Below are 23,950 nucleotides of genomic sequence, written 5' to 3' on the forward strand. Positions count from 1 at the left end.
CTTGAACGCGTGCGCAGGCCGCGCCACCCGGCGCAAGCGCACATGGCGAGGACACCGGCATCGGCTACGCTGCGCGTCTTGCAAGAGGATGGTCCGCAATGTTCCGCTGGTTCGAGTCGCTGATTCCCGTATTCCCCGAGATCGATCCGCGCACGCCGCCGCGCGGAGTGTGGCGCTTCTACGCGTTCTACCTGCGCCCGGTATGGCCGGTGTTCGCCGCCACGCTGGTGGCCGGGCTGCTGCTGGCGCTGGTCGAAGTGGCGATGTTCGATTTCCTCGCCCGCATCGTCGATCTGGTCGCCGAGGCGCCGGGGCCGGACTTCTTTGCGCGCCACCGCGACGAACTGCTGTGGATGGCCGCCATCACCCTGGTCGCGCGGCCGCTGCTGACCGGGCTGCACAACCTGCTGGTCAACCAGGCGATCATGCCCGGGCTGAGCAACCGCACGCGCTGGCTGATGCACAACTACGTGGTGCGGCAGAGCCTGAATTTCTTCCAGAACGATTTCGCCGGGCGCATCGCCAACCGGGTCATGCAGACCGGCACCTCGCTGCGCGAATCGGCGGTGCAGATGGTCGATGCGCTGTGGTACATCCTGGTATACACCGGCACCGCGCTGTACCTGTTCGCGCAGGCCGACGCGCGGCTGATGCTGCCGCTGATCGGCTGGCTGGTCGCGTACGTGGCGCTGATGGCGTACTTCGTGCCGCGCATGCAGCAGCGCGCGTGGATCGCCTCGGAGGCGCGCTCCAAGGCGATGGGCCGCATCGTCGACGGCTACACCAACATCGCCACGCTGAAGCTGTTCGCGCATGCCAGGCGCGAAGAGGCCTACGTGCGCGAGTCGATCCAGGAACTGGCGGTCAAGCACCGCGGGCAGACCCGAATGACCACTGCCATGGATTTCTCGATCGCGGCGCTGAACGGCTTCCTGATCGTCGGCACCTGCGCGCTGGCGCTGTGGCTGTGGAGCCAGGGCCGGATCAGCGTCGGCGCGATCACCCTGGCCACAGGGCTGGTGATCCGCATCCACAACATGTCCGGCTGGATCATGTGGGTGGTCAACGGCATCTTCGAGGACATCGGCACCGTGCAGGACGGCATGGAGAGCGTGGCCCAGCCGATCCAGGTGCAGGACCGCGCCGATGCGCAGGCGCTGCAGGTCAGCCGCGGCGAGGTGCGCTTCGAGCACATCCATTTCCACTACGGCAAGCGCGGCGGGGTCATCGCCGGACTCGACCTGCAGGTGCGCCCGGGTGAGAAGATCGGCCTGGTCGGGCCGTCCGGCGCCGGCAAATCGACCCTGGTCAACGTGCTGCTGCGGCTGTACGACCTGGAGAGCGGACGCATCCTGATCGACGGCCAGGACATCGCCACGGTGACCCAGGAAAGCCTGCGCGGGCAGATCGGCCTGGTCACCCAGGACACCTCGCTGCTGCACCGCTCGATCCGCGACAACCTGCTGTACGGCCGCCCCGACGCCAGCGAGGCGCAACTGCTGGCAGCGGTGCGCAAGGCGCGCGCCGACGGCTTCATCGACGCGCTGCGCGACGGCGAAGGCCGCAGCGGCTACGACGCGCATGTCGGCGAACGCGGGGTCAAGCTGTCCGGCGGCCAGCGCCAGCGCATCGCCATCGCCCGGGTGCTGCTGAAGGACGCGCCGATCCTGGTGCTGGACGAGGCCACCTCGGCGCTGGATTCGGAAGTGGAGGCGGCGATCCAGGACAGCCTGGACGAACTGATGGCGGGCAAGACGGTGATCGCGATCGCGCACCGGCTCTCGACCATCGCGCGCATGGACCGGCTGGTGGTCATGGACCAGGGCGCGATCGTCGAAACCGGCACCCATGCCGAACTGGTCGCGCGCGGCGGCCTGTACGCACGGCTGTGGGCGCGGCAGACCGGCGGATTCGTCGGAGCGCGCTAGCGCGCGGCGTCAGCGCATTCGCGCTGTCGCCCCCACAGTTTGCTGCTGAGCCGCGTTATCGCATTCGCGCTAACGCCCCCACAGTTTGCGGCGCAAACCGTGGGCCCCAGCTCATCACCTTCCAGATCCCCCGCGCCTGAGCGGCGTCAGCGCATTCGCGCTAACGCCCCCACAGTTTGCTGCGCAAACCGCGGGCCCCGGCTCATCACCTTCCAGATCCCCCGCGCCTATCGGCGCGCCCCCCTTGACTCAAGGGGGGCTGTTCTCCAGTTGGATCGCGTGAGGTCATCGGGCGCGAGGAACCGCTTTTACGAATCCCCACTCCCTAATCCCGAATCCCGGCTTCTCACTGGATCGGCTCGTCCAGCATCAGCTCGCGCACGAAGCGCACCGGCGGCGCGCCGTAGGACAGCACCTGGTCGTGGTAGGCCTTCAGGTCGAACTTGTCGCCGAGCTTGGCCTGCATCGCCTTGCGCAGGTCCAGGTGTTCCTGCACGCCGACGAAGTAGGTCGGCAGCTGCGCGGAGGTGAGCTGCGCGCGCACCCACTTGCCTTCGGCTTCGCTCTGCTGCTGGAAGGTGTCGTGCACCATCAGCCGCATGGCCTGTTCCTTGCTCCAGTTGTCCACGTGCACGCCCTGGTCGAGCAGCGCGTTGGCGAGGGTGCGCAGGTAGAACTTCAGCTGCACCAGATGGAACAGCGGATCGTTGTCCAGGTAGCCCTGCTCCTGCATCATCCGTTCGGTGTACACGGCCCAGCCCTCGGCGAAGGTGCCGGAGCGCAGCACGCCGCGCAGGGTCGAGGGGAACTTGGCCGAGTGCCAGCCTTCGACGTAATGGCCGGGCACGCCTTCGTGGATGCTCAGCAGGTGGATCATGCGGCCGTTGTATTCGCGCAGGAACGATTCGGCCTGCTGCGCGCTCCAGTCGTCGGGAATCGGCGACACCGCGTAGAAGGTCTTCAGGTTCTTGTCCAGCGGGCCGGGCGAGTCGCAGTACGCCACCGCCACGCCACGCTGGAACTCGGGCATCAGGATGATGTCCACCGGCGCGTCGGGCAGGGTCAGCAGGTTCTTGCTGCGGACGAATTCGGTGGAGGAGGCCAGCGACGCCTTGGCGTCCTCGACCACCTTGTCGCGCGCCGGGTGCTGCGCGTAGGCCAGCTCCAGCGCCGCCTCGATCGCGGCCTGCTGCTGCGCGTCGCTCGGCGCATCGGCCAGCGCCGGCGCGTTCGGGCGGTCCTTGAGCACGGTGCGGGCGATGCCGTACATCTCCTCGCGCACGCGCTTGAGCTCGGCCTCGGCGCGCTGCTTGATCTCGGCGCGCGACAGCGAGGAGTTGAGCGCGAATTTCAGCTTCTGGTCGTATTTCTCCGCGCCGATGCGGAAATCGCCCTTGGCGTTGGGCACCAGGGTCTTGTCCAGCCAGGTCTGCTGTTCGGCCACCGCTTTCTTCAGCCCGTCGATCGCCGCCTGCAGGCGCTGCGCGTCGGCATCCGGCAGTTCCTTCACGTGCGGAGCGATGAACGTATCGACGATGCTGAGGATGCCCTGGTTCTGCTTGGCCACGGTCTGCGCGTTGATCTGCGGCACCCGCGCCGGGTCCAAGTTCGCGCGCGCCTGCGCGAACAGCGCCGGGATCTTCTCCATGCGCGCGGTGGCGGACTTCAGCCGCTCCGGCAGCGGCGCGAATTCGCGCGCCATCAAGCCGTAGATCGCGCCGCCGGCCAGGCCGTTGTAGACCTGCGGATCCCAGGCCCAGCTCTGCGACACTTCGCTGCTCCAGATGTCCGACTGCAACTGGTTGCGCAGGATCGCCGCATCCACCTGGTTCTCGCGCGAGAGCTTGGTCACCTGCAGCTTGTCCAGGTCCGCCAGCAGTTGCTTGCTCGCCCCCAGGCTCTTCTGCCGGCCGGCGGCGCTGAGATCGTCCAGCTCGCTGTCGTAGCGGTGATCGCCGGTCTGGGTGGCGCCGACCGGGGACAGCTGCATCCAGGTGTCCACGGCACGCTTGGACAGCGCGGCGAAGGCGGCGTCGGCGGCCGGGTCGGCCGCATCGGCGGCCGCGCCGGGCGTGGCGGCGGACGCCGCGGTCGGCGCGTCGGCGGGTTTCTGGCAGCCGGCGAGGGCGGCGAGCAGGGCGGCAGCGAGCAGGTGCTTGCGCATCGGGTTTCCTGTGGTGGGTCGATTCCCAAGCATAGGCGGCCGCGGCGGCGCGCGCACCTGTCGTGGACTATTCTGGCGCCTCTTCTTGGACGGGAGCGCAGGGATGAACTACACGGGCAGTTGCCATTGCGGCCGCATCGCATTCGAACTGGAAACCGAGGCGCCGATCGCCGAGGTCTACGACTGCAACTGCTCCATGTGCCGCCGCCGCGGCGGGCTGCTGTGGTTCGGCGCACGCGCGGCGCTGTCGCTGCGCAGCGCGCCGCAGGCCTTGGGCACGTATCGGTTCCATCGCCAGCACATCGACCATCACCATTGCCCGGACTGCGGCATCGCCCCGTTCAGCGAAGGCACCCATCCCAAGACCGGCGAGGCGACGGTGGCGGTCAACGTGCGCTGCCTGCCCGAACTGGACCTGCGCGCGCTGCAGGTGCACGCGGTGGACGGAGCGAGCCTGTGACGGCGCGCTCGCGGTACTGGTGGCTACCTGCCATGGTGGGGGAGCGAGTTCAGTCGCGACGGGCTGCACCGGGAAGGCCTATTGCCACTGATGGCCTGAGGCCACCCGGAGTCGTTCCTGCAAGAAGCACCATCCGCATCGTCTGTGCGCCCTTGGTGCTGATGCTGGCGCTCGCCGCCTGCTCCAAGCACAGCGCCGAAAGCGCGGCCGAGGCGCCCGCTGCCGGGCCGGCCGCGGCACCGACCGCGGACGGACGCGCGGCGATGCTGGCCTACGAGCACGAGGTGAACGTGCAACTGCCGGCGGCGCAGATCGAGACGCGGCTCAAGCAGGCCCAGGACAGCTGCCTGAGCGGGCGCTTCGGCGCCTGCAACGTGCTGTCGCTGCAGCAAAGCGGCGGTGATTATCCGCGGGCCGCACTGAGCGTGCGCATCGTGCCCGCCGGGGTGGAGCCGCTGATCGCGCAGGCCGGCAATGGCGGCGAGATCGGCAGCCGCAGCACCCATGCCGAGGACCTGGCGCAGGCGGTGCAGGACAACGCCGCGTTGCAGCAGCGCCTGCAGGCCGAACAGCGCCGCCTGCAGGAATTCCAGCAGCGCCGCGACCTCAGCGTCGCCGACATGATCAGCCTGTCGGCGAAGCTGGCCGAACTCGATACGCAATTGCTGGCCGCCAGCCAGGAGGCGGCGCAGCAGCGCCGGCGTATCGAGACGCAGCGGTTGACCCTGCAGTTCGCCGCGCTCGACGGCGAACGCAGCCGCAGCGAGATCGGCGAAGCCTTCGCCGACACGGGCGCGATCTTCGCCTCCGCCACCGCCTGGGCGATCCGTACGATCGCGGCGCTGACCCCGTTCGTGCTGCTCGGGGTGGTGCTGTGGTGGCTGGTCGCCTGGCTGCGTCGGCGACGCAGGCGCGTTTAGAAAGCTGGCGCTCGCCAGGTACCACTTGTGTAGGAGCGGCTTCAGCCGCGACGGGCGTTACCGGTAGAGCCTGTCGCGGCTGAAGCCGCTCCTACAGTGCTTCGTCAGTCGAGGAGAAAGAAGGCGCTAGCCTTCGTCCTGCTCGAACTCCACGATCACCTCCAGGTCGAAGGCCAGCGCCTCCACCGCTTCGCGCACCTTCTGCGCGGTGGCGAGGTTGCCGGCCTCGATCTCGACCTCGTGGGTGCCTGGACCCTGGTCGTCGGGCAGTCCGGCCGAGCTGGAATCGTCGTCGTCCATATGGCTCATCAGATCGTCGATTTCCTCGACGTGCTCGATGCCTTCCAGGCTGCCGAGCAGGTTGATGATGGCGCGGGCGTCGTCTTCGCTGCCGGTGATGCGGATACGGAGCAGGGGCATGCGTGTTCCTCTGGGTAGGGGAAGGCAAGGCTAGGCAGGCGCCGGCTAAGACGAAGTGATGACGGCTCAGTGCGGTTGCGACGCGGCGCTGCCGAGCGCGGCCTGGTCCACCGTGGTCTCGTCGAACACCGGCGCCAGCAGCGCCTCGGCCGCGGCGCGCAGCATCGCCGGGGCGATGTAGTGGCGATGGCCGCGCGCGATCAAGGCCATGTACAGGCGGCCGAACCAGTTGCGGCAGGCCACGCGCGTGTCCAGGCTCAGTTCCACGCTGCCGTCCTCGGCGACGTCCACGCCCACGCAGCTGCGGAACACCAGGTGCCGGTCGTCGGCGCCGAGCAGCACCTGCGCGCGCCGGTCGTGCGCGGCGTGCGCCTGGCCCAGCACCGGGAAGCGGCCGGCGAACAGGCGTTCGCGCTGCGGCGACAGCAGCGAGGACACCGGGCACCCGAGCGGCGAGGTGCGCAGCCGCAGCGGCGCGACCAGCGCATTGCGGATCCGCATCAGCCAGGTCACGCCGAGCGGCCGACGCTGCATGAAGCCTTCCAGCAGCGCCACCATCAGCGCGTGCGCGCCGCGCTGGCGCAGCTGATGCGGCTGCAGGCGCAGGCGCACGCTGTCCTGGTGGTCGTGCGCCTGCAGTTCGTCCCACAGCAGCGAGCCGGGCACCGGCTGCGGCAGCGAGCGCACGGCCGCCAGGCGCGGCGCCAGCGCGACGAAGCCGGGCGGATGCCGCCACCTGCCCAGCGCCTGGCGCAGGCGCCCGCTGCGCGCGCGCAGGTCCGCGCACCAGGCCAGGCGCCGGCTGCCGGGCGAGGCGGACAGCGACAGGCGCACGGTCGGCACCTGCATCGCCTGCGCCTGCGGCGACGCCAGCAGTGCGCGTACCGCCTCCGGCAGCAATTCGGTCAGCGTGGCGATGTCGGCGGTGCCGGCCATGACCCGTTCGCGCACCTGCGGGCTCAGATCGCCGCCGGCCTCGTCGCTGTGGCAGGACAGCGCGAAGAACGCCGGATGCGCCGCGTTCGCGCGCAGCGGCGCGAACTGGTGCCAGGTGCCGCCGCCGAAGCGCACGGTGAACAGGCAGTCGGCCGGCAGGTCGACGTGGCGCAACGCGGCCAGGAAATGCTGCGGGTCCTGTTCGAGCTGCGCCATCGATGCGGTGCAGAAGCGCAGCTGCGCGCCGCCGCTGCCGGTGATCGCGGTGAACATGCGGTGCCCGGCGTGGCGATGGAAGGGATGCCCGTTGGCGCCAACCGCGAAGGAGAACAGCGCAGTCGATTCGCCATTGGCGAAATCGGTGTCGGCCAGCCGTGCCGACGGTTCGTCCAGCGCATCGTGGAAGCTCGGGTGCGCGCGCTGGCGCACGCAGGCCTGGGCGATCAACGGATCGCCGGCGCCGGCGCCGAGCTGCGCGATCAGGGTCACTTCCACCGGCAGCCCGCCGCTGTACGAGGCCAGGCGCACGGAGGGAAAACCTGCCTGGGCGGCAGCGGTTTCGCGGAGCGGGGCGGTGGACATCGGCGGGTTCCTTTTGGCCGGGGCGGGACGGATCAGGCGTTCTTCTTCGCCAGCTTGCGCGCTTCGCGCTTGAGCGGGCCGGCGGCGGGGCAGACCTCGAAGGCGAAGCCGCTGAGCGTATTGACCAGGTTGTCGGGGGTCAGCCGGTACACCACGAACTGGCCGCGGCGCTCGCTCGACACCAGCCCGGCCGCTTCCAGCACCGACAGGTGCCGCGAGATCGCCGGCGCGCTCATCGCGAAACGCTGCCCGATCTGCCCGGCAGTGAGTTCCTGCGCCGACAGGTAGGCCAGGATCTCGCGGCGCGGGCGGGAGGCGAGGGCTTCGAAGACGCGGTCGATGGACATCAGGGATTAGATAATTAACGAATTAGCTAATTAATGACGCATCGATGGCCGTGTGTCAAGCGTCCTGCGGCGTATCTCTGATTCAGGCGATCGGATCTTGTAGGAGCGGCTTCAGCCGCGACACGCGTTACCGACAACGTCTGTCGCGGCTGAAGCCGCTCCTACAAAAGCGCGCAACCAGGCGAACGCCTAGCCCGCCCTCGGCGGCAGCCCCAGCAGTTCCGCCGGCAGCGCCGGCATCGGCGTGCGTTCGTCCAGCGCCTCGCGCTTGAGCCAGTCGATGAACTGGCTGGCCGCCGGGCTGGGCAGGCGGTGGCCGGGATGCACGATGTAGTAGGAATAGCGCGCCTTCAGCGCCGGGCCGGGCAGGCGCACCAGTTCGTAGCGCTGCAGGTAAGGCTGGGCGATGTGCTTGCGCGCCAGCACCGCGCCGACGCCGTACACCGCCGCGCGCATCGCGTCGGTGCTGTCGTTGAAGGTGTGCATCGGCGGCAGTTCCACGCCGCGCACCGCGGCGGCGCGGAACCAGTCGCGCCAGCCCTGCGGCGACATGTCGCTGAGCAGCGGCAGCTGCGCGATCTGCTCGGGATGGCGCAGCGTGGCCAGCTGCGGCAGTGCCGGCGAGGCGACCGGGAACAGTTCGTCGTCCATCAGGTGGTGCGAGGTCAGCCCCGGCCACGCGCCCTGGCCGTAGCGGATGCCCAGCTCGGGGCCGCCGTCCTCGAAGCGCGAGAACGCCGCGTCGGTCTGGATGTCCAGGCGCACGTGCGGATGCGCCTGGCAGAAGCGCGGCAGCCGCGGCAGCAGCCAGCAGTAGGACAGCGAGCGCAGCGTGGTGATGCGCAGCGGCGCGGTATCGGCCTGCGGGTGCAGGTTGCCGGCCACCGCCGCGATGTCGGCCAGCGCCGCGCTGGCCGCATCGGCCAGCTGCCGGCCCTCGGCGGTCAGCTTGACCCCGCGCGCATGGCGCTGGAACAGCGTCGCGCCGAGCAGCGCTTCCAGCTTGCGCACGTGGTGGCTGACCGCGCTGGCGGTGAGGTGCAGTTCCTCCGCGGCATGGGCGAAATTCTGGTGGCGCGCCGCGGCGGCGAACACGCCGAGCGCGGGCAGCAGGGCAGGGCGCAGTTGCATGGCTAGACACGCGGCAGATTTGTGGCTCGCGACGATACTACGCGCTTGTGGGCGTTGCGACGGCGCGCGATCCTGGCAGCCATGCGCAAGATGCGGGGCCGGTACGGGCCGCGTTGGCGCGCGGCCCCGCTTCCGCCGCTGTTCGCGCGCTTTGCCTGTTGCCCGGTGGCAGGTGGCAGCCGCGTCCGCGGCGACGGCACGATCGACGGCAGCGGACACAAGATGAATCGAGGAGACAACACGGTGAATGCAGCCCATCCCGCGTCCGGCGATCCAGCCGACGTCCTTCCGGCACCCGCGGTGCGCGACTGGCGCACGCCCCTGGAGCTGCTGTTCCTGGGCATCGTCTGGGGCTGCTCGTTCCTGTTCATGCGCGTGGCGGCGCCGCAGTTCGGCGCCTATGCGCTGGTGGAACTGCGCCTGGCGCTGGGGGCGACGGTGCTGCTGCCGTTCCTGTGGATGGCGCGTGCGCGCTTTCCGCTGCGGCGCTGGCCGACGCTGGCGGCGATCGGGTTGCTCAACTCCGCGTTGCCGTTCCTGCTGTTCGCGTGGGGCGCGCAGCATGCGCCGGCGGCGATCGGCGCGATCTGCAACGCGATGACCGTGCTGTTCACCGCGCTGATCGCGTTCCTGTTCTTCGGCGAGAAGATCGGCGTGCGCCGCGCGGTGGCGCTGCTGATCGGCTTCGTCGGCATCGTGGTCCTGGCCACCGGCAAGTCGGCCGGGCTGAGCGTGGGGCCGGCGGCGTTCGCCGGCGCCACCGCCTCGCTGCTGTACGGCATCGGCTACAGCCTGGTGAAGCGCTACATGAGCGACCTGCCGCCGGCGGCGTCGGCCGCCTCGACCCTTGGCTGCAGCGCAGTGCTGCTGGCGCCGCTGGCATGGACGCATTGGCCGGCCGCGCCGGTGCCGGCGGTGGCCTGGGCCTGCGCCGGCGCGCTGGGCGTGGTCTGCACCGGGCTCGCCTTCCTGATGTACTACCGGCTGATCCAGCGCATCGGCCCTGCGCGCGCGTCGACGGTGACCTACCTGGTCCCGGTGTTCGGCGCGCTGCTGTCCTGGTCGATCCTCGGCGAGCCGTTGACCTGGAGCATGCTGCTGGCCGGCGTGCTGATCCTGGGCAGCGTCGCCTTCAGCCAGCGCGCGCGTTGAGGGACCTGCCGATGACCGCTTCCCTGCTCGCATCGCAATTCGCCTACAAGGCCTGGGCCAACGCCGAGTTGCTGCAGGCGCTGGCGCAGATCGACGCGGCCGCGTATCCGGCGCCACGGCAGCGCGCGATCCGGCTGTTGAACCACACCTACGTCGTGGACCGGATCTTCGCCGCCCACCTGGACGGCGGCACGCATGCGTTCACGGCCAGCAACACGCCGGAGACGCCGGCGCTGGAGGCATTGCACGCGGCCGTCGCCGAATCCGACCGGTGGTATGCCGGCTACGTCGGCCAGCTCGATGCGACCGCATTGCAACAGTCGCACGCATTCCGCTTCACCGACGGCGATGCCGGCCGCATGACCCGCGAGGAAATGCTGTTCCACGTCCTCGCGCACGGCGCCTATCACCGCGGCAACATCGCCATGCTGCTCAGCGACTGCGGGCTGGAGCAGCCGCGCGAGCTGTTCACCCGCTTCCTGCACGCACGCGAACCCGAGCGCCGCGGCGCGGCGCCAGCGGCCTGAGCGCCGGCGCAGGCCAATGCAGTGCAGCCCGCTGGTGAGCGCGGACTACTGCGGCGGCGTACGCACCGGCAGCGGCACGTTGCACAGGTCGATGTGCCCGGCCGGGCGCTTGTAGAAATCGTCCCGGCGGTTGCGTCGCGCTTCGGCCACGTCGCGGAAGGTCTGCGTGTCGGTGCGCAGCAGCTGCAGCGGCGTACGTTCTGCCTCGGGCAGGTCGCTGGCGAGCTTGATCGCGCGGATCGGGGTGCGCTGTTCGGGCTTGGCGTAAAACCCCATCGGGTCCGGTCCGCGCGGGATCACGCTGAGCAGTTCCATGCCCTTGACCACGCGCCCGACCACGGTGATGTTGCGGTCCAGCTGCCGCGGCGATTGCCCGGTGACCACGTACAGCTCGGCGCCGATGCTGCTGTCCTCGTCGTTGTTGCGGCCGGCGCCGAGGGTGCCGTAGCAGTGCGCCAGCCACGCCTTGCCGTCCTTCGGGTCGCGCGCGGCCGGAAAGCCGTCGACGAAGCCCACTTGCGGCGCCCAGCCGTCGCGGTCCGGCAGCGCCTGGAACGCCAGGCCCGCGGCCGGGCGCTGGAACTCGGCAGGCAGGTGCCGCTTGGCCGACCCCAGCGACTTGGCCTTGTCCGCCTCCTCGCCATCGGGATCGCCGAACTGCACCACGAAATTGTCCTGCGAGCGGTAGATGCTCAGGCCGTCCCAGAAGTGCTCGTGGGCCAGGGTGCGGATATTGCCGACGTGCTGCGGCGCGAACGCCGGCGCCAGCTCGATGACCACGCGGCCGGCGTCCAGGTCCAGATACAGCGTGTTGGCCGGGTCCAGCGTGCGCCAGTCGCCGGGCTTGGACGCGTCCAGGATCTGCTGCGGACTGCGGTACGGTGCGGCAGGCGCGGCGGCCAGTGCGCAGGCGGCGGACGACAGCAATGCGAGGGCGAGCAGGGTGGGACGCAAGGGCATGGCGGCAGCCTGGAGGACGGTAGCCGATTCTTACCCAGCCACCGTCGCTGCGCCAATGCCGCCGTTGCGTTGCCGGCCGGTGCGCTCAGCGCGCCGGTGCGCGTTGCGGGGCGTCCTGCGTCTCCTGCGGGGCGGTCAGCGCGGGCTGCGCAGCCGCATTCAATGCATCGAGCTGGCGCAGGCTGTCCTGCAGCGGCGCGGCTGCGGCGACCTGCGCGTCCACGTAGGCGGTGCGCTTGTCGCCCCCCATCGGGTCGCCCTGCACGGCGAACACGCGGCCGGCGTCGTTGCGCAGCACATGGTCGACCTGGGTCAGGCCTTCGCGCTTGGCCGCCAGCAGCAGGTGCGTGGCCAGTTGCGGATCGGCCGGCGTCAACCGGGCGTCGATCATGCGCTGCATCGCGTGGTCCGGATGCGCCGGATCGCGGGGATCGGCCGGCGTGCTCGCGGGCGTCGCCCGCGCTGCGGCCGCGACCTTCGGATCGACATTGTCGACGCCGGCGTCGATGCGGGTCAGCGCGCCGCTCAGCGCGCCGTCGGCATCGGCGGCGACGCGGAACAGGCGTTCGCTCAGGCCGTACGGGGAATTGCCGAGATTGCGCGCCAGCCCGATCGCGAATTCCTCGTTGCTCATGCGGGCGTAGGCGCCGGCCTGCTCGCGATCGAACGGGCGCGCCTGCGCGGCCTGCGCGTACTGCTGGCGCAGCGCGCCCATCTGCGCCTCGGAGAAGTTCAGGGTCACCTCCTGGCCGGCGGCGATGGCATCGGCCGCGGTGTCCTTCCTGGCCAGCGCGGCATTGAGCAGTTGCGCCTGGTTGCCGTCGACCTTGCCGAAGCCGAGCTGGTAGCGGCACGCCTCGACGTGTTCGCTGCCGGCGGCATCGAACTGGCGGGTCAGGGTGAGCAGCACGTTGTCGGCGTACTGCAGCTTGCTGGTGACGGTGCTGCTGCCGTCGGCGAGGGTGGCGCGTACGTTCTCGCCGCTGTTGCGCTGCCCGGCCAGGTCCAGGCTCAGCGACCCCACCCCGAGTTTGGCGCGGGTCTGCGAGCTCGCGCTCAGGGTGTCGATCCGCTGCACGTCGCTGACCCCGGGTGCCGCCTGCGCCGGCAGCTGGCCGCTGCCGAGGAAATCGCGGTAGGCGGCCTGCGCCTGCGGGTCGCGCAGGTCGAAGGTCGCGGTGTGCATGCTGGCCTGGCCCAGCGCGTCCTGGCGGCCCAGCATGGCCTGCGCGACGGGCGTCTTCAGCCCGATCATGTCCAAGCGTTCGATCGCCGCGGTCGGTCCTGTCGCCACGCGCACGTGGTCCGGGTCCAGGCGCTGCGCGGTGTAGCTCACGCCTGCCGCGTCGGTGTGTTCGCTGCTGCTGGCGAAACTGCGGAACGAGGCTTCCAGCGAGGTGCGAACGAAGGCCTGGCCGTCGAGCCTGACGCTGCCGCCGACCGGGATGCTCAGTGGATCGAATGGATTGACGCTGCGCGCGGCCCCGGCGGTGGCGTCGCCGGGCAGGGTGACGTTGTAGCGCGCGCGCTCGCCGAGCTGGGTCGTGCTGCTGAGGCTCGCGGCGTTGCGGCCGGTGATGGCGGCGTCGAGCTGGTGGCCCTGGCGGAATTCCATCTCCAGGCCGAATTCGGTCTTGCCGTCGGCGGTGCGCCGGCTGGCGCCTACGCTCTGGGTGGAGACGAACTGGTGCGCGAGCGGCCCGCTGCGTCCCAGCGCATGGGACTGCGTGTGCTCCACGCTGGCGCTGCCGTCGGCCGGATTCCATTTCAACGGACCGGCGCTGCGGCTGCTGCCAGCGCTGGCGAAGGTGGGATCGTTGGCCTTCGCGTCGTCGGCGGGCGTCGTCGAACTCATGCATTCCTCCTGGATGGCGCCTGCCGGCGCGAGCGGCGCGCAGGATAGCCAGGCCGATGTTGCCGGTGCGTCAGGCGTTCGTTATGCCTGCTATGACTACCGGCACATTCGCTATACCCAACTCAACACTAGTATGCATTCCAACCTAGTGGGGGCGGTCATGGTCGAACCGGATGCACAGCTGAAGAAGTTCCAGAAGGAGCTGAGCGCGGGCACCGTGTCGCTCGCGCTGCTGGCGGTGCTGGCCGAGGCCCAGGAACCCCTGTACGGCTACCTGATCGCCAAGCGCCTGGAAAAAGTGGGCGAGGGCGTGCTCAGCGGCAAGCAGAGCGCGCTGTATCCGGTGCTGCGCAACCTGGAAGCGGCCGGGCTGCTGTCCAGCCATGTCGAGCCGTCGGTGGCCGGGCCGCCGCGGCGCTACTACCGCATTACCCAAACCGGCCGCGCCACCTTGCAGCAATGGGCCGCGGCGTGGCGCGCCACCCGCGATTCCGTCGATTCCGTCCTGAAGGGGATTTCAGAATGAGCAGCGAACAACTCCAGGCGCGGCCGTTGCCGGCCACCATTCCCGACTATCTGGCGCAACTGCGCGTGGCGCTGGCCGGCGCCGATCCGGCGCTGGTCCAGGACGCGCTGTACGACGCCGAGGAATACCTGCGCGCCGAGCTGGCCGAGCAGGCCGGCAAGAGCGAGGCCGAGGTGATCGCCGAGGTCGCCGGCAGCTACGGCGCGCCGGAAGAGGTGGCCGCGATCTACCGCGACACCGAGGTCACGGTGAACCGCGCACTGAAGCCGCCGGCGCCGCCCAGGCGCAAGTCGCTGCTCGGCCGCTTCTTCGGCGTGGCCGCCGATCCGCGCGCCTATGGCGCGTTCTTCTACATGCTGCTGTCGCTGGTCACCGGCATCTTCTACTTCACCTGGGTGGTCGCCGGGGTCAGCGTCTCGCTGGGCATGCTGGTGCTGATCATCGGCGTGCCGTTGCTGGTGCTGTTCTTCGGTTCGGTGCGGCTGCTGTCGCTGGTGGAAGGGCGCATCGTCGAGGTGCTGCTCGGCGAGCGCATGCCGCGGCGCCCGCTGTACAGCGCGCGCGAACAGCCATGGCTGCGGCGCATCGGGCAGATGTTCACCGACGCGCGGACCTGGACCACGATGCTGTACTTCGTGCTGATGCTGCCGCTGGGGATCTTCTATTTCAGCGTGTTCGTTACTCTGCTGAGTACGGGATTGGCGCTCGCGGCGGCACCGCTGGGATTTTTCTTCCCGCAGCAGTTCAACGTCATGTTCGTCGACTGGAACGTCACCGAAAGCGCGCCGTGGCTGCTGCCGCTGTGGAGTGCGCTGGGCATCGTGCTGCTGTTCGCCATGCTGCACCTGGCGCGTGGCATCGGCAAGCTGCACGGCATGCTGGCCAAGCACCTGTTGGTGCACAGCTCGGCGCAATGACATTGACGCGGCGGCCGGCAGGCGCCGGCCGCGCGCGGTACGCCGCTCAGCCGGCCTTGCGGCTGCCGCGGCGCTTGAGCGGGGTGACGTTGCCGCTCGGCGCCTGCGCCGTGGCCGACGCATTGGCGGCGATGAACGCACGCACCTGCGGATAGACGATGTCGCGCCAGCGGCGGCCGCTGAAGATGCCGTAGTGGCCGGCGCCTTCCACTTCCAGATGCTGGCGGCGGTGCGCGGCGATGCCGGTGCACAGGTCCTGCGCGGCGGCGGTCTGGCCCAGGCCGGAGATGTCGTCCAGTTCGCCTTCGATGCTGAGCAGCGCGGTGTCGCGGATCGCGGAGGGATCCACGCGCTCGCCGCCGATCACCCATTCGCCGCGCGGCAGCAGGAATTCCTGGAACACCACCCGGATCGTGTCCAGGTAGTAGGTCGCCGGCATGTCCAGCACCGCGTTGTACTCGTCGTAGAAGCGGCGGTGCGCCTCGGCGTCCTGCAGGTCGCCCTTGACCAGGTTGGCGTAGAAATCCCAGTGCGACATGAAGTGCCGGCTGGGGTTCATCGCCAGGAATCCGGTGTGCTGCAGGAAGCCCGGATACACCGCGCGGCCATGTCCCGGATACGTCTGCGGCACGGTGTGGATGACGTTGTGCTCGAACCACGACAGCGGATTGCGCGTGGCCAGGTTGTTGACCTGGGTTGGGCTGCGGCGCGCGTCGATCGGCCCGCCCATCATCACCAGCGAGCGTGGCGTGGCTTCGCCGCGTCCGGCCATCAGCGACACCGCGGCCAGCACCGGCACCGTCGGCTGGCACACGCTGATCACGTGCAGCTTGTCGGCGCCGATGTGGCGGATGAAGTCCTGCACGTAGTTGACGTAGTCGTCCAGGCCGAAGTCGCCGTCGCTCTGCGGCACCATGCGCGCGTCGATCCAGTCGGTGACGTAGACCTTGTGGTCGCGCAGCAGGGTGCGCACGGTGTCGCGCAGCAGCGTGGCGTGGTGCCCGGACAGCGGCGCCACCACCAGCACCGCCGGCTGCTGCTTGAGCCCGGCCACGACCTTGGCGTCGTCGCTGAAACGCTTGAAGCGTAGCAGGCGGCAGAACGGCTTGCGCAGCACTTCCTGCTCGACGATCGGCAGCGGGTGGCCGTCGACCTCGACGTGGTCCAGCGCCCAGGCCGGCTTCTCGTAGTCCTTGCCGAGCCGGTGCAGCAGTTCGTTGGTCGCGGCCAGACGCTCGGCGCCCGGGAGCGTGGCCCACAGGCTATTGGCGTCGGAGAAGATCTTGGCGTTGGCCGCTGCCTGGTGGACCCAGGGGGCGAGCAGGTTGCGGGTCAGTTCGTGCCACTGGTAGAGCATGCCGGTGTTTCCATCCTGAGCGTATGCTGCCGTGCAGCATATCCTATCCGGGGTGGTTGCACCTTAATGGGGCACCAGACCAATCGTTTCCAGGGCCGCCGCATCCCCCGCCAGCGCTGGCGATAGCCAGCAATGACTGCCGACCGGGCGCAGTCCGAGTGCACCAAACTGGCGCCGGTACCAGCGCGCCGGACGTGGCTGGAAGCCGGCATGGTCGCCGTCGAAGGCGTCCTCCATGGCGAAGGTCTCCAGGAACGCGACCCCGCCGCACAGGTCGGCCAGGCCCGGCAGGCCCTGGCGCAATTCGCGGTTGGGCACGTAGTGCAGCACGTCCGAACACACCAGCAGGTCCACCGGCGCGCACGGCCGCAGCCAGGCGAAATCGCCGAACCGCGCCGGGCGCAGATTGCGATGGCGGCCGTAGCGCGCCACCGCGTACTCGCTGCTGTCGAAGCCCAGGTAACTCAGTTTCGGCCGCAGCTTCAGCAGCGGCGCGCGCCAGGCGCCTTCGCCGCAGCCGATGTCGAGCACGCTGCGGATCGGCCGTTCCAGGTAGTACTCGGCCTGGGCGACGGCGAGCGCGACCTTGCGCGCCAGGCGCGCGTTGCCGCCGATATCGTCGCGGCGATACCAGCGCTGGAAGTAGTCGGCGTCGTACTGTTTGTCCATGCGGGGTCGTGGTCCGTGCGGGCGCGATGCGAATCGGCGAAAATGGCGTGACATCCTACGCCAGCGACCCGGAGCCAGCGCATGCAACTCTATCTGTGGATCAAGTCCCTGCACCTGCTGTTCGTGGTCGCATGGATGGCGGCGGTGTTCTACCTGCCGCGGATCCTGGTCAACATCGCCGAGAGCGCGGGGCAGCCGGACGTGCAGGCGCGGCTGGTGCTGATGGGGCGGCGCCTGTACCGCTTCGGCCACATGATGTTCGGCCTGGCCTTGCTGCTGGGGCTGACCCTGTGGCTGGGCTACAAGGTGTTGCCCGACTTCCCGACCATGGTCGCGCCCGGCCACAGCGGTTGGCTGCACGCCAAGCTGGGCCTGGTGGCGCTGATGCTCGGCTACTACATCTTCAGCGGGCGCTGGCTCAAGGGCGTGGGCCAGGCGCGCGCGCTGCCGTCCTCGCGCGCGCTGCGCCTGTTCAACGAACTGCCGGTGCTGGCGCTGCTGGTGGTGATCTGGTTGGTGTTGGCGAAGCCGTTTTGAGCCGGGATTGGGGATTTGGGATTGGGGATTCGAAAGTCCCCGTTTCCGACCCTTTCCGGGTTTGCGTCAGCAGCTAAGTGCTGCCGTTGTCGAGTTGCTTCAGTTCGCTGCGGGCCAGGTCGATCCACTGGCGTTGGTCGCGCTGGTAGTAGCGCGGGGCCAGGCTGGAGCGCTTCAGCACTTCGTTGAACACTTCGCCGGCGCGCTGCGGCTGGCCCGCGCGCTGCAGCAGTTGCGCGTAGCGCACGCGCGCTTCTTCGCCGGGGTAGTCGTCGGCGAGCGCGGCGTATTCTTCCAGTGCCGCGTCGGTCTGGCCCAGCGCCTCGGTGGCGCGCGCGTAGAGCAGGTGGCCGTCGTGCGAGCGGAACTGCGGGTTGGCGGCGATCAGCCGGTCCAGCGTGGCTTTCACCGCGGCCGGCTGGTCCAGGCCGAACTGCGCCTTGGCCAGTCCGAGCAGCAGTCCGGGGTCGTCGCGGTGGATGCCGCGCAAGCCGCTCTCGAAGACCTCGGCGGCCTGCGCGTAGTCGCCGTTGCCCAGGTGCACCTCGGCCAGTTGCCGGCGGTTGTCCACGGTGTCGGCCAGTTCCAGGCGGTTGCCGGCGGTGCGCTTGTCGCGGTTCGGATCGAGCGTGGCGCCGACCTTGCGCAGGTGGCGGCGCGCGCGCGGATCGTTGCGCCATTCCGGCAGCAGTTCGGCGATCACATAGATCAGGATCCCGAGATACGAAAAGATCAGCAGGATGAAGATCCAGTACAGCGGGCGGCCGCTGCGCACCACGTGCACGCAGCAGGCCAGCTGCAAGGCCAGCGACAGCAGGACGATGGGATTCATGGACAACGCTTCCTTGTGTCGCGATCAGGCCGCTTCGTACGCCCCGTAGCCGCGCAGGCGCTCGTAGCGCTTCTGCAGCAGCTGCTCGACCGGCAGCTTTTCCAGCGCGTCCAGTTCGTTGAGCAGCACCGCCTTCAGGCGCTTCGCCATCTGCGTGGGGTTGCGGTGCGCGCCGCCGATCGGCTCGCGCACGACCTTGTCGACCAGGCCCAGCGCGGACAGGCGCTTGGCGGTCAGGCCCAGTTGCTCGGCGGCGTCCTTGGCCTTGGCCGCGTCCTTCCACAGGATCGAGGCGCAGCCTTCCGGCGAGATCACCGAATAGGTGCCGTACTCCAGCATCAGCGTGCGGTCGCCGACGCCGATCGCCAGCGCGCCGCCGGAGCCGCCTTCGCCGATCACGGTGCAGATCACCGGCACTTTGAGCTCGGCCATCTCCAGCAGGTTGCGCGCGATCGCCTCGCTCTGGCCGCGTTCTTCCGCGCCGATGCCGGGATAGGCGCCAGGGGTGTCGATGAAGGTCAGCAGCGGCAGCTTGAAGCGCTCGGCCAGCTTCATCAGCCGCAGCGCCTTGCGGTAGCCCTCCGGACGCGGCATGCCGAAGTTGCGCGCGACCTTGGTCTTGGTGTCGCGGCCCTTCTGGTGGCCGATGATGACCACCGGGCGCCCGTCGATGCGGCCCAGGCCGCCGACGATCGCCTTGTCGTCGGCGAACGCGCGGTCGCCGGCCAGTTCCTGGAACTCGTCGCAGAACACGTTGATGTAGTCCAGCGTGTACGGACGCTGCGGATGCCGCGCCAGCTGCGAGATCTGCCACGACGACAGGTCGCGGAAGATCTGCGCGGTGCGCACCCGCAGCTTGTCCTGCAGCGCGCGCACCTCGGTCTCGACGTTGACCGCCGGGCCGGTGCTGGCGTTGCGCAGTTCCTGGATCTTGGCTTCCAGATCGGCGATGGGTTGCTCGAAGTCGAGGTAGTTCGGATTCATTGGAGGCCGTCGTGAACGTAAGGGACGCAGTTTAGCCGAACCGATGTCGGTCACCCGTACGGGGCCGTGCGGTTGGGGCCGGGAATGGGGAGTGGGGAATGGGGAATCGAAAAGGCGGCACAGCTGCAGTCAGGGCGGTGAGCGCTGATTCTGCTTTTCCCATTCTCCATTCCCGATTCCCCACTCCCGGCTTCTCACGCCCACGGCGGGCTGTACTTCACCTTCACCGCGCGCACGCCCGGATCGGCGCGCAGGGTGTCCAGCAGTTGCGGGTCCACGCGCACCGCGTGGCTGCCGTTGAGGTCGAGCATGCCGGCCACCGCGCCCTGTTCGGACTGCAGCAGCAGGTCCAGGCGCAGCGGCGTCTTGCCGGGGCGGTGGCGCGCCAGCAAGGCGTCGATGCGCGGCCAGGTGCTGCGCTGGCGCAGGTCCAGGCGCAGCGACAGGCGCTGCGCGTGGTGGGTGCAGATCTGTTCGTAGTCCCAGCACTGGCGGATGCGCATCGCATAGCCGCCGTTGAATTCGTCCTCGCGCACGCCGCCCTTGACGATCAGGATGCGGTCGCGGGTGAGCAGGTGGCCGAACTCGGCGATGGCGTCGGTGAACGCGCTGCACTCGACCCGGCCGCGGCCGTCCTCGAGTTGCACGAACACCTGGCTGTCGCCCTTGCGCCGCACGCCGACCACCTGGCCGGCGAGGATCGCGCTGGTTTCCGGGCGCCAGGCGCGTTTCTCGCCGTCGCCGCCACCGCCGCGTCCGCCGCCGGATTGCGCGCAGATCTTTTCCAGCGCGCTCAGGTCGCAACCGACCAGCTCGCGCACTTCCTCGCGGTAGGGATCGAACGGGTGGCCGCTGAGGTAGAAGCCCAGCGTCTCGCGCTCGCCGGTCAGCAGCTGGCCCAGCGGCCATTCCTTGCTTTCCGGCAGGTCCAGGCGCAGCGCCGGGGCACTGGTGTCGGCGCCGCCGAACAGCGAGTTCTGCCCGGAGGCGCGCTCGCGCGCCATCTGCTCGGTGGCCTTCATCACCTCCGGCAGCTGCAGCATCAGGGTGGCGCGGTTGCTGCCCAGCCCGTCCATCGCGCCGGCGTTGATCAGCGCTTCCAGGGTGCGCTTGTTGAGCTTGGCCGATTCCACGCGGGTGCAGAAATCCAGCAGCGAGGCGTATTCGCCGCCGCGCTCGCGCTCGGCCACGATCGCCTCGCAGGCGCCGCGGCCCACGCCCTTGATCGCGCCCAGGCCGTACTGGATGGTGTCCGGGGTGGCCGCTTCGAACATGTAGGCCGAGGCGTTGAGCCGCGGCGGCAGCACGGTCAGGCCGAGGTTGCGCACCTCGTCGAGGAAGCCGACCACCTTGTCGGTGTTGTCCATGTCCGAGGACAGCGTCGCGGCCATGAACTCGGCCGGGTAGTGCCGTTTCAGCCATGCGGTCTGGTAGCTGACCAGCGCGTAGGCGGCGGCGTGCGACTTGTTGAAGCCGTAGCCGGCGAACTTCTCCATCAGGTCGAAGATTTCGTCGGCCTTGGCCTCGCCGACGCCGCCCTTGGCCGCGCCCTCGCGGAAGATCTCGCGGTGCTTGGCCATCTCGGCCGGCACCTTCTTGCCCATCGCGCGGCGCAACAGGTCGGCGCCGCCCAGCGAGTAGGCGCCGACGATCTGCGCCATCTGCATCACCTGCTCCTGGTACACCATGATGCCGTAGGTGTCCTTCAGGATCGCTTCGGTGCGCGGATCGGGGTAGATGATCTCCTGCTGGCCGTGCTTGCGCGCGTTGAAGTCCGGGATCAGGTCCATCGGGCCGGGGCGGTACAGCGACACCAGCGCGATCAGGTCCTCGAAGCGGTCGGGCTTGGCGTCCTTGAGCAGCCGGCGCATGCCCGAGGATTCGAACTGGAACACCGCGCCGGTGTTGCCCGAGGCGAAGATGCCCTTGTAGGTGGGCGCGTCGTCGAGCGGGATCGCGGTGATGTCCACCGGCGGGATGCCGGCGCGCGCGTGGCGCACGTTGATCGCCTTCACCGCCCAGTCGATGATGGTCAGCGTGCGCAGGCCGAGGAAGTCGAACTTGACCAGGCCGACCTGCTCGACGTCGTCCTTGTCGAACTGGGTGACCGGGTTCTTGCCCAGGTTGTCGACGTCGTGTTCGGCGAACAGCGGGCAGAAGTCGGACAGTGGCGTCGGCGCGATGACCACGCCGCCGGCGTGCTTGCCGGCGTTGCGGGTCAGGTCCTCCAGCTGCCGCGCCAGGTCCATCAGGTCGCGGACGTCGTCCTCGCTCTGGTAGCGCTGGATCAGCTCCGGCGAGGCCATCTCGCTGTCCTTGCCTTCGCCCATCGCGTCCTTCAGCGTGATGCCGAGGATGTTGGGGATCAGCTTGGCCACGCCGTCGACCAGACCGTACGGGAAGCCGAGCACGCGGCCGCAGTCGCGCACCACCGCCTTGGCCGCCATGGTGCCGTAGGTGATGATCTGGCTGACCCGGTCGCGCCCGTACTTGCGCGCGACGTAGTCGATGACCTCGTCGCGGCGGTCCATGCAGAAGTCGATGTCGAAGTCGGGCATCGACACGCGTTCGGGATTGAGGAAGCGCTCGAACAGCAGGTTGTAGGGCAGCGGATCCAGGTCGGTGATCTGCAGCGCCCATGCCACCAGCGAGCCGGCGCCGGAGCCGCGGCCCGGGCCGATCGGGATGCCCTGGTTCTTGCCCCACTGGATGAAGTCGGCCACGATCAGGAAGTAGCCGGGGAAGCCCATCTTGATGATCGTGTCCAGCTCGAACTCGAGCCGGTCGACGTAGTCCTGGCGGGTCTTGCCCGGCGCCAGCGGATTCTTCTCCAGGCGCGCGGCCAGGCCGTCGCGCGACTGGCTGCGGATCCAGCTGTCCAGCGTCTCGTTGTCGGGCACCGGATACGCGGGCAGGAAGTAGGTGCCCAGCTGCATCTCGATGTTGCAGCGCTGCGCCAGCGCCAGCGTGTTGTCCAGCGCATCGGGAATGTCGGCGAACAGCGCGGCCATTTCCTCCGACGACTTCAGGTATTGCTGGTCGCTGTAGTCGCGCGGGCGCTTGGGGTCGTCGAGCACGCGGCCGGAGGAAATGCACACGCGCGCCTCGTGCGCGGCGAAATCGCTGGCGTACAGGAAGCGCACGTCGTTGCTGGCCACCACCGGCAAGCCGCGGGTGCCGGCGGCATGCAGCGCGAACTGGTTGAACGCTTCCTCGCCGTCGCGGCCGGTGCGGGTCAGTTCCAGGTGCAGGCCGTCGCCGAAGATGCGTTGCCAGTCGGCCAGTTGCTGCTCGGCCAGATCGTGGCGGCCTTCGCTGGCCAGGCGTCCGGCCAGGCTGTCGCGCCCGGCCAGCGCGAACAGATTGTCGCTGCCGGTCTGCAGCCACTCCGGGCGGATCGCCACGCCGCCTTCGTTGCGGTGGCCTTCCAGCCAGGCTCGGGTCAGCAGGCGCGACAGGCTCAGGTAGCCGTCGCGGTTGCGGCACAGCACGGTGAGCCGCCACGGCGTCTCGGCGGCGCTGTCGGCGATCAGCAGGTCGGCACCGGCGATCGGCTTGATGCCCACGCCTTCGGCCGCCTTGTAGAACTTGACCAGCGCGAACAGGTTGTTGAGGTCGGTGACCGCGAGCGCGGGCAACTCCAGTTCGACCGCACGGCTGAGCAGGTTGGCCTGCTTGGCTTTCTTCGGGTCGGCCTGATCCGGTTTCTCGGGCACACGGATGGTCGAATCCGCCAGCGAGAACTCGGTGTGGACGTGCAGATGAGCGAAGCGGGAAGTGGACATGCGGAACCAGAACGATGCCCGGGCAGGTTAGCGGCGGGGGCGGGGACGGGCAAGGCTTGACAGGGCCGTTGCCGGGTCCGGAGTCCGATGCAACGGGCCTGGCGAGGCGATTGGGCGGGGCGCCCGTTCAGCTGTGGGCGCAGGACCTCGGCTGAACGGCGTGGGTCTGCGCGGGCGAAGAGGCAGGGGTGGCCGATGTGCCGTCCTCCGCCAGCGGTCGTTACCGGAGCGCGCGGCCGCCGCGTGCCTCGCCACCGGTCGATGCGCCAAAGCTGCGCAAAACCGGAGCGCGGGCCGTTAGGGTGGGTTGGATTTCTGAATGCAAGTTGACTGCGTCGGCCTAAACGGTACATGTCGGTACAGTTATCAGTACCTCTGCGTAGGGTGCGCGGATGCGTTTTGCTTTCAATGCGTTACGTGGGTCGGGGGCGAAATGGGGACGCGCTGGGGAAATGAATCCATTCTGAAAAATTATTATCTTCGGCGGTCAACTCGCTCGACCTGGCCACGCATTCGAATATCAGGTGATAGCGTCTCGCTCGCCGTGAACCCCCACGGCGTGATCAGGAGAAACTCCATGAAGAAGTTGATTCCGGTGATGGGCGCGCTGATGCTGTTCGGCGCCGTGTCCAGCGCATCCGCGCAGAGCCTGAGCGACGTGAGCGACCGCTTCGCGCCGTGCCAGCAGCTGAGCGGCGGCGATTCTGTGCAGTGCTACCTGGACACCTGGTCCGACGTCATCTCCGATTACTTCAACTGAGCGAGCCGCGGCGACCCGTTTCGGGTCGCCGCTTTGCCCGCGCGACCGGAATGCGCGGCCGCGGCTGAAATATGTTCGATTCTGTATTTTTATATTATCCCGGAAAGTTCCGGGTCGCATTGCGCGATATTCATTCGATTATCTTCGGGAGTGCCAGCGGCGCGGTTGCCCTGTGCGAGGCCGGCTCCTGCGCGACCGTTT

The 23,950-nt window shown here is 69.1% G+C and carries 21 protein-coding genes; 9 read left to right on the plus strand and 12 right to left on the minus strand.

The window, feature by feature from the left end; genetic code table 11:
- The first annotated feature begins 98 nt into the window (after positions 1-98).
- Positions 99-1,928: an ABC transporter ATP-binding protein gene (locus AB8810_RS08550; protein ID WP_206229995.1), complete on the plus strand. Its 1,830-nt coding sequence runs from the start codon at positions 99-101 to the stop codon at positions 1,926-1,928.
- Positions 1,929-2,274: 346 nt separating this feature from the next.
- Here the strand turns inward: AB8810_RS08550 and AB8810_RS08555 are convergent, their stop codons facing one another.
- Positions 2,275-4,092, minus strand: coding sequence for a DUF885 domain-containing protein (locus AB8810_RS08555; RefSeq protein ID WP_369916273.1), 1,818 nt, complete (start codon positions 4,090-4,092; stop codon positions 2,275-2,277).
- 103 nt (positions 4,093-4,195) lie between these two features.
- Here AB8810_RS08555 and AB8810_RS08560 point away from each other — a divergent pair, with 103 nt between their 5' ends.
- Together AB8810_RS08560 and AB8810_RS08565 are read left to right on the plus strand one after the other, a co-directional pair.
- Positions 4,196-4,552 (plus strand): GFA family protein, encoded by a 357-nt coding sequence (locus tag AB8810_RS08560; protein ID WP_179565925.1) that lies wholly within the window; start codon positions 4,196-4,198, stop codon positions 4,550-4,552.
- 161 nt (positions 4,553-4,713) lie between these two features.
- Complete coding sequence (locus AB8810_RS08565) at positions 4,714-5,472, plus strand: DUF4349 domain-containing protein (protein WP_179565923.1); 759 nt, start codon at positions 4,714-4,716, stop codon at positions 5,470-5,472.
- 126 nt (positions 5,473-5,598) lie between these two features.
- Here AB8810_RS08565 and AB8810_RS08570 read toward each other — a convergent pair whose 3' ends face one another.
- The 4 genes from AB8810_RS08570 to AB8810_RS08585 all read right to left on the minus strand — a co-directional run bounded on the left by AB8810_RS08570 (position 5,599) and on the right by AB8810_RS08585 (position 8,888).
- The gene (locus tag AB8810_RS08570) at positions 5,599-5,892 is read right to left on the minus strand and encodes a hypothetical protein (RefSeq protein WP_179565921.1); all 294 of its coding nucleotides are present in this window, start codon (positions 5,890-5,892) and stop codon (positions 5,599-5,601) included.
- Positions 5,893-5,958: 66 nt separating this feature from the next.
- On the minus strand, positions 5,959-7,410 hold the full coding sequence (locus AB8810_RS08575; protein WP_369916274.1) for a DUF2867 domain-containing protein: 1,452 nt from the start codon (positions 7,408-7,410) through the stop codon (positions 5,959-5,961).
- A gap of 32 nt (positions 7,411-7,442) precedes the next feature.
- A complete protein-coding gene (locus AB8810_RS08580; RefSeq protein ID WP_206259558.1) occupies positions 7,443-7,757 on the minus strand; it encodes a metalloregulator ArsR/SmtB family transcription factor in 315 nt (104 codons plus the stop codon).
- Positions 7,758-7,946: 189 nt separating this feature from the next.
- On the minus strand, positions 7,947-8,888 hold the full coding sequence (locus tag AB8810_RS08585; protein WP_179565916.1) for a LysR substrate-binding domain-containing protein: 942 nt from the start codon (positions 8,886-8,888) through the stop codon (positions 7,947-7,949).
- A gap of 243 nt (positions 8,889-9,131) precedes the next feature.
- On the opposite strand from AB8810_RS08585, the gene AB8810_RS08590 reads away from it, so the two are divergent.
- Complete coding sequence (locus tag AB8810_RS08590) at positions 9,132-10,040, plus strand: DMT family transporter (RefSeq protein ID WP_369916275.1); 909 nt, start codon at positions 9,132-9,134, stop codon at positions 10,038-10,040.
- 11 nt (positions 10,041-10,051) lie between these two features.
- A complete protein-coding gene (locus AB8810_RS08595) occupies positions 10,052-10,567 on the plus strand; it encodes a DinB family protein (protein ID WP_369916276.1) in 516 nt (171 codons plus the stop codon).
- A 45-nt stretch (positions 10,568-10,612) separates the two neighbouring features.
- Here AB8810_RS08595 and AB8810_RS08600 read toward each other — a convergent pair whose 3' ends face one another.
- Both AB8810_RS08600 and AB8810_RS08605 read right to left on the minus strand, forming a co-directional pair.
- Entirely contained in the window at positions 10,613-11,527 is a 915-nt protein-coding gene (locus AB8810_RS08600; protein ID WP_191825623.1) for a peptidylprolyl isomerase, read from the minus strand.
- An 85-nt stretch (positions 11,528-11,612) separates the two neighbouring features.
- On the minus strand, positions 11,613-13,382 hold the full coding sequence (locus AB8810_RS08605) for an XVIPCD domain-containing protein (RefSeq protein WP_369916277.1): 1,770 nt from the start codon (positions 13,380-13,382) through the stop codon (positions 11,613-11,615).
- Between the two features lie 160 nt (positions 13,383-13,542).
- Between AB8810_RS08605 and AB8810_RS08610 the strand changes: the two genes are divergently transcribed.
- Together AB8810_RS08610 and AB8810_RS08615 are read left to right on the plus strand one after the other, a co-directional pair.
- On the plus strand, positions 13,543-13,908 hold the full coding sequence (locus tag AB8810_RS08610) for a PadR family transcriptional regulator (RefSeq protein WP_369916646.1): 366 nt from the start codon (positions 13,543-13,545) through the stop codon (positions 13,906-13,908).
- Positions 13,905-14,825 (plus strand): sensor domain-containing protein, encoded by a 921-nt coding sequence (locus AB8810_RS08615; RefSeq protein WP_191825620.1) that lies wholly within the window; start codon positions 13,905-13,907, stop codon positions 14,823-14,825. Before AB8810_RS08610 ends, AB8810_RS08615 begins: the two co-directional genes overlap by 4 nt.
- 46 nt (positions 14,826-14,871) lie before the next feature.
- Here the strand turns inward: AB8810_RS08615 and AB8810_RS08620 are convergent, their stop codons facing one another.
- Together AB8810_RS08620 and AB8810_RS08625 are read right to left on the minus strand one after the other, a co-directional pair.
- Complete coding sequence (locus AB8810_RS08620) at positions 14,872-16,182, minus strand: polyhydroxyalkanoate depolymerase (protein ID WP_191825619.1); 1,311 nt, start codon at positions 16,180-16,182, stop codon at positions 14,872-14,874.
- 63 nt (positions 16,183-16,245) lie between these two features.
- Entirely contained in the window at positions 16,246-16,851 is a 606-nt protein-coding gene (locus AB8810_RS08625) for a class I SAM-dependent methyltransferase (protein WP_179565902.1), read from the minus strand.
- 81 nt (positions 16,852-16,932) lie between these two features.
- Here AB8810_RS08625 and AB8810_RS08630 point away from each other — a divergent pair, with 81 nt between their 5' ends.
- Positions 16,933-17,388 carry a CopD family protein gene (locus AB8810_RS08630; RefSeq protein ID WP_179565900.1) on the plus strand — a complete coding sequence of 152 codons (456 nt, stop codon included), beginning with the start codon at positions 16,933-16,935 and terminating at the stop codon, positions 17,386-17,388.
- 73 nt (positions 17,389-17,461) lie between these two features.
- Here the strand turns inward: AB8810_RS08630 and AB8810_RS08635 are convergent, their stop codons facing one another.
- From AB8810_RS08635 to dnaE, 3 genes are all read right to left on the minus strand, one after another.
- A complete protein-coding gene (locus AB8810_RS08635) occupies positions 17,462-18,220 on the minus strand; it encodes a tetratricopeptide repeat protein (protein ID WP_369916278.1) in 759 nt (252 codons plus the stop codon).
- A gap of 24 nt (positions 18,221-18,244) precedes the next feature.
- Positions 18,245-19,204 carry an acetyl-CoA carboxylase carboxyltransferase subunit alpha gene (locus AB8810_RS08640; protein WP_179565896.1) on the minus strand — a complete coding sequence of 320 codons (960 nt, stop codon included), beginning with the start codon at positions 19,202-19,204 and terminating at the stop codon, positions 18,245-18,247.
- A 194-nt stretch (positions 19,205-19,398) separates the two neighbouring features.
- Positions 19,399-22,989 carry a DNA polymerase III subunit alpha gene (gene dnaE / locus AB8810_RS08645; RefSeq protein WP_369916279.1) on the minus strand — a complete coding sequence of 1,197 codons (3,591 nt, stop codon included), beginning with the start codon at positions 22,987-22,989 and terminating at the stop codon, positions 19,399-19,401.
- Between the two features lie 577 nt (positions 22,990-23,566).
- Between dnaE and AB8810_RS08650 the strand changes: the two genes are divergently transcribed.
- Entirely contained in the window at positions 23,567-23,749 is a 183-nt protein-coding gene (locus AB8810_RS08650; protein ID WP_191825615.1) for a hypothetical protein, read from the plus strand.
- The last annotated feature ends 201 nt before the right edge of the window (positions 23,750-23,950 follow it).

The organism is Xanthomonas sp. NCPPB 3005, from assembly GCF_041228095.2.
Classification (GTDB): domain Bacteria; phylum Pseudomonadota; class Gammaproteobacteria; order Xanthomonadales; family Xanthomonadaceae; genus Xanthomonas_A; species Xanthomonas_A bonasiae.

What these genes read in the sequence shown, in the direction of transcription:
- AB8810_RS08550 (WP_206229995.1), top strand. Translation starts at nt 99, where the DNA reads ATGTTCCGCTGGTTCGAGTCGCTGATTCCCGTATTCCCCGAGATCGAT.
- AB8810_RS08555 (WP_369916273.1), bottom strand. Translation starts at nt 4,092, where the DNA reads ATGCGCAAGCACCTGCTCGCTGCCGCCCTGCTCGCCGCCCTCGCCGGC.
- AB8810_RS08560 (WP_179565925.1), top strand. Translation starts at nt 4,196, where the DNA reads ATGAACTACACGGGCAGTTGCCATTGCGGCCGCATCGCATTCGAACTG.
- AB8810_RS08565 (WP_179565923.1), top strand. Translation starts at nt 4,714, where the DNA reads ATGCTGGCGCTCGCCGCCTGCTCCAAGCACAGCGCCGAAAGCGCGGCC.
- AB8810_RS08570 (WP_179565921.1), bottom strand. Translation starts at nt 5,892, where the DNA reads ATGCCCCTGCTCCGTATCCGCATCACCGGCAGCGAAGACGACGCCCGC.
- AB8810_RS08575 (WP_369916274.1), bottom strand. Translation starts at nt 7,410, where the DNA reads ATGTCCACCGCCCCGCTCCGCGAAACCGCTGCCGCCCAGGCAGGTTTT.
- AB8810_RS08580 (WP_206259558.1), bottom strand. Translation starts at nt 7,757, where the DNA reads ATGTCCATCGACCGCGTCTTCGAAGCCCTCGCCTCCCGCCCGCGCCGC.
- AB8810_RS08585 (WP_179565916.1), bottom strand. Translation starts at nt 8,888, where the DNA reads ATGCAACTGCGCCCTGCCCTGCTGCCCGCGCTCGGCGTGTTCGCCGCC.
- AB8810_RS08595 (WP_369916276.1), top strand. Translation starts at nt 10,052, where the DNA reads ATGACCGCTTCCCTGCTCGCATCGCAATTCGCCTACAAGGCCTGGGCC.
- AB8810_RS08600 (WP_191825623.1), bottom strand. Translation starts at nt 11,527, where the DNA reads ATGCCCTTGCGTCCCACCCTGCTCGCCCTCGCATTGCTGTCGTCCGCC.
- AB8810_RS08605 (WP_369916277.1), bottom strand. Translation starts at nt 13,382, where the DNA reads ATGAGTTCGACGACGCCCGCCGACGACGCGAAGGCCAACGATCCCACC.
- AB8810_RS08610 (WP_369916646.1), top strand. Translation starts at nt 13,543, where the DNA reads ATGGTCGAACCGGATGCACAGCTGAAGAAGTTCCAGAAGGAGCTGAGC.
- AB8810_RS08615 (WP_191825620.1), top strand. Translation starts at nt 13,905, where the DNA reads ATGAGCAGCGAACAACTCCAGGCGCGGCCGTTGCCGGCCACCATTCCC.
- AB8810_RS08620 (WP_191825619.1), bottom strand. Translation starts at nt 16,182, where the DNA reads ATGCTCTACCAGTGGCACGAACTGACCCGCAACCTGCTCGCCCCCTGG.
- AB8810_RS08625 (WP_179565902.1), bottom strand. Translation starts at nt 16,851, where the DNA reads ATGGACAAACAGTACGACGCCGACTACTTCCAGCGCTGGTATCGCCGC.
- AB8810_RS08630 (WP_179565900.1), top strand. Translation starts at nt 16,933, where the DNA reads ATGCAACTCTATCTGTGGATCAAGTCCCTGCACCTGCTGTTCGTGGTC.
- AB8810_RS08635 (WP_369916278.1), bottom strand. Translation starts at nt 18,220, where the DNA reads ATGAATCCCATCGTCCTGCTGTCGCTGGCCTTGCAGCTGGCCTGCTGC.
- AB8810_RS08640 (WP_179565896.1), bottom strand. Translation starts at nt 19,204, where the DNA reads ATGAATCCGAACTACCTCGACTTCGAGCAACCCATCGCCGATCTGGAA.
- dnaE (WP_369916279.1), bottom strand. Translation starts at nt 22,989, where the DNA reads ATGTCCACTTCCCGCTTCGCTCATCTGCACGTCCACACCGAGTTCTCG.
- AB8810_RS08650 (WP_191825615.1), top strand. Translation starts at nt 23,567, where the DNA reads ATGAAGAAGTTGATTCCGGTGATGGGCGCGCTGATGCTGTTCGGCGCC.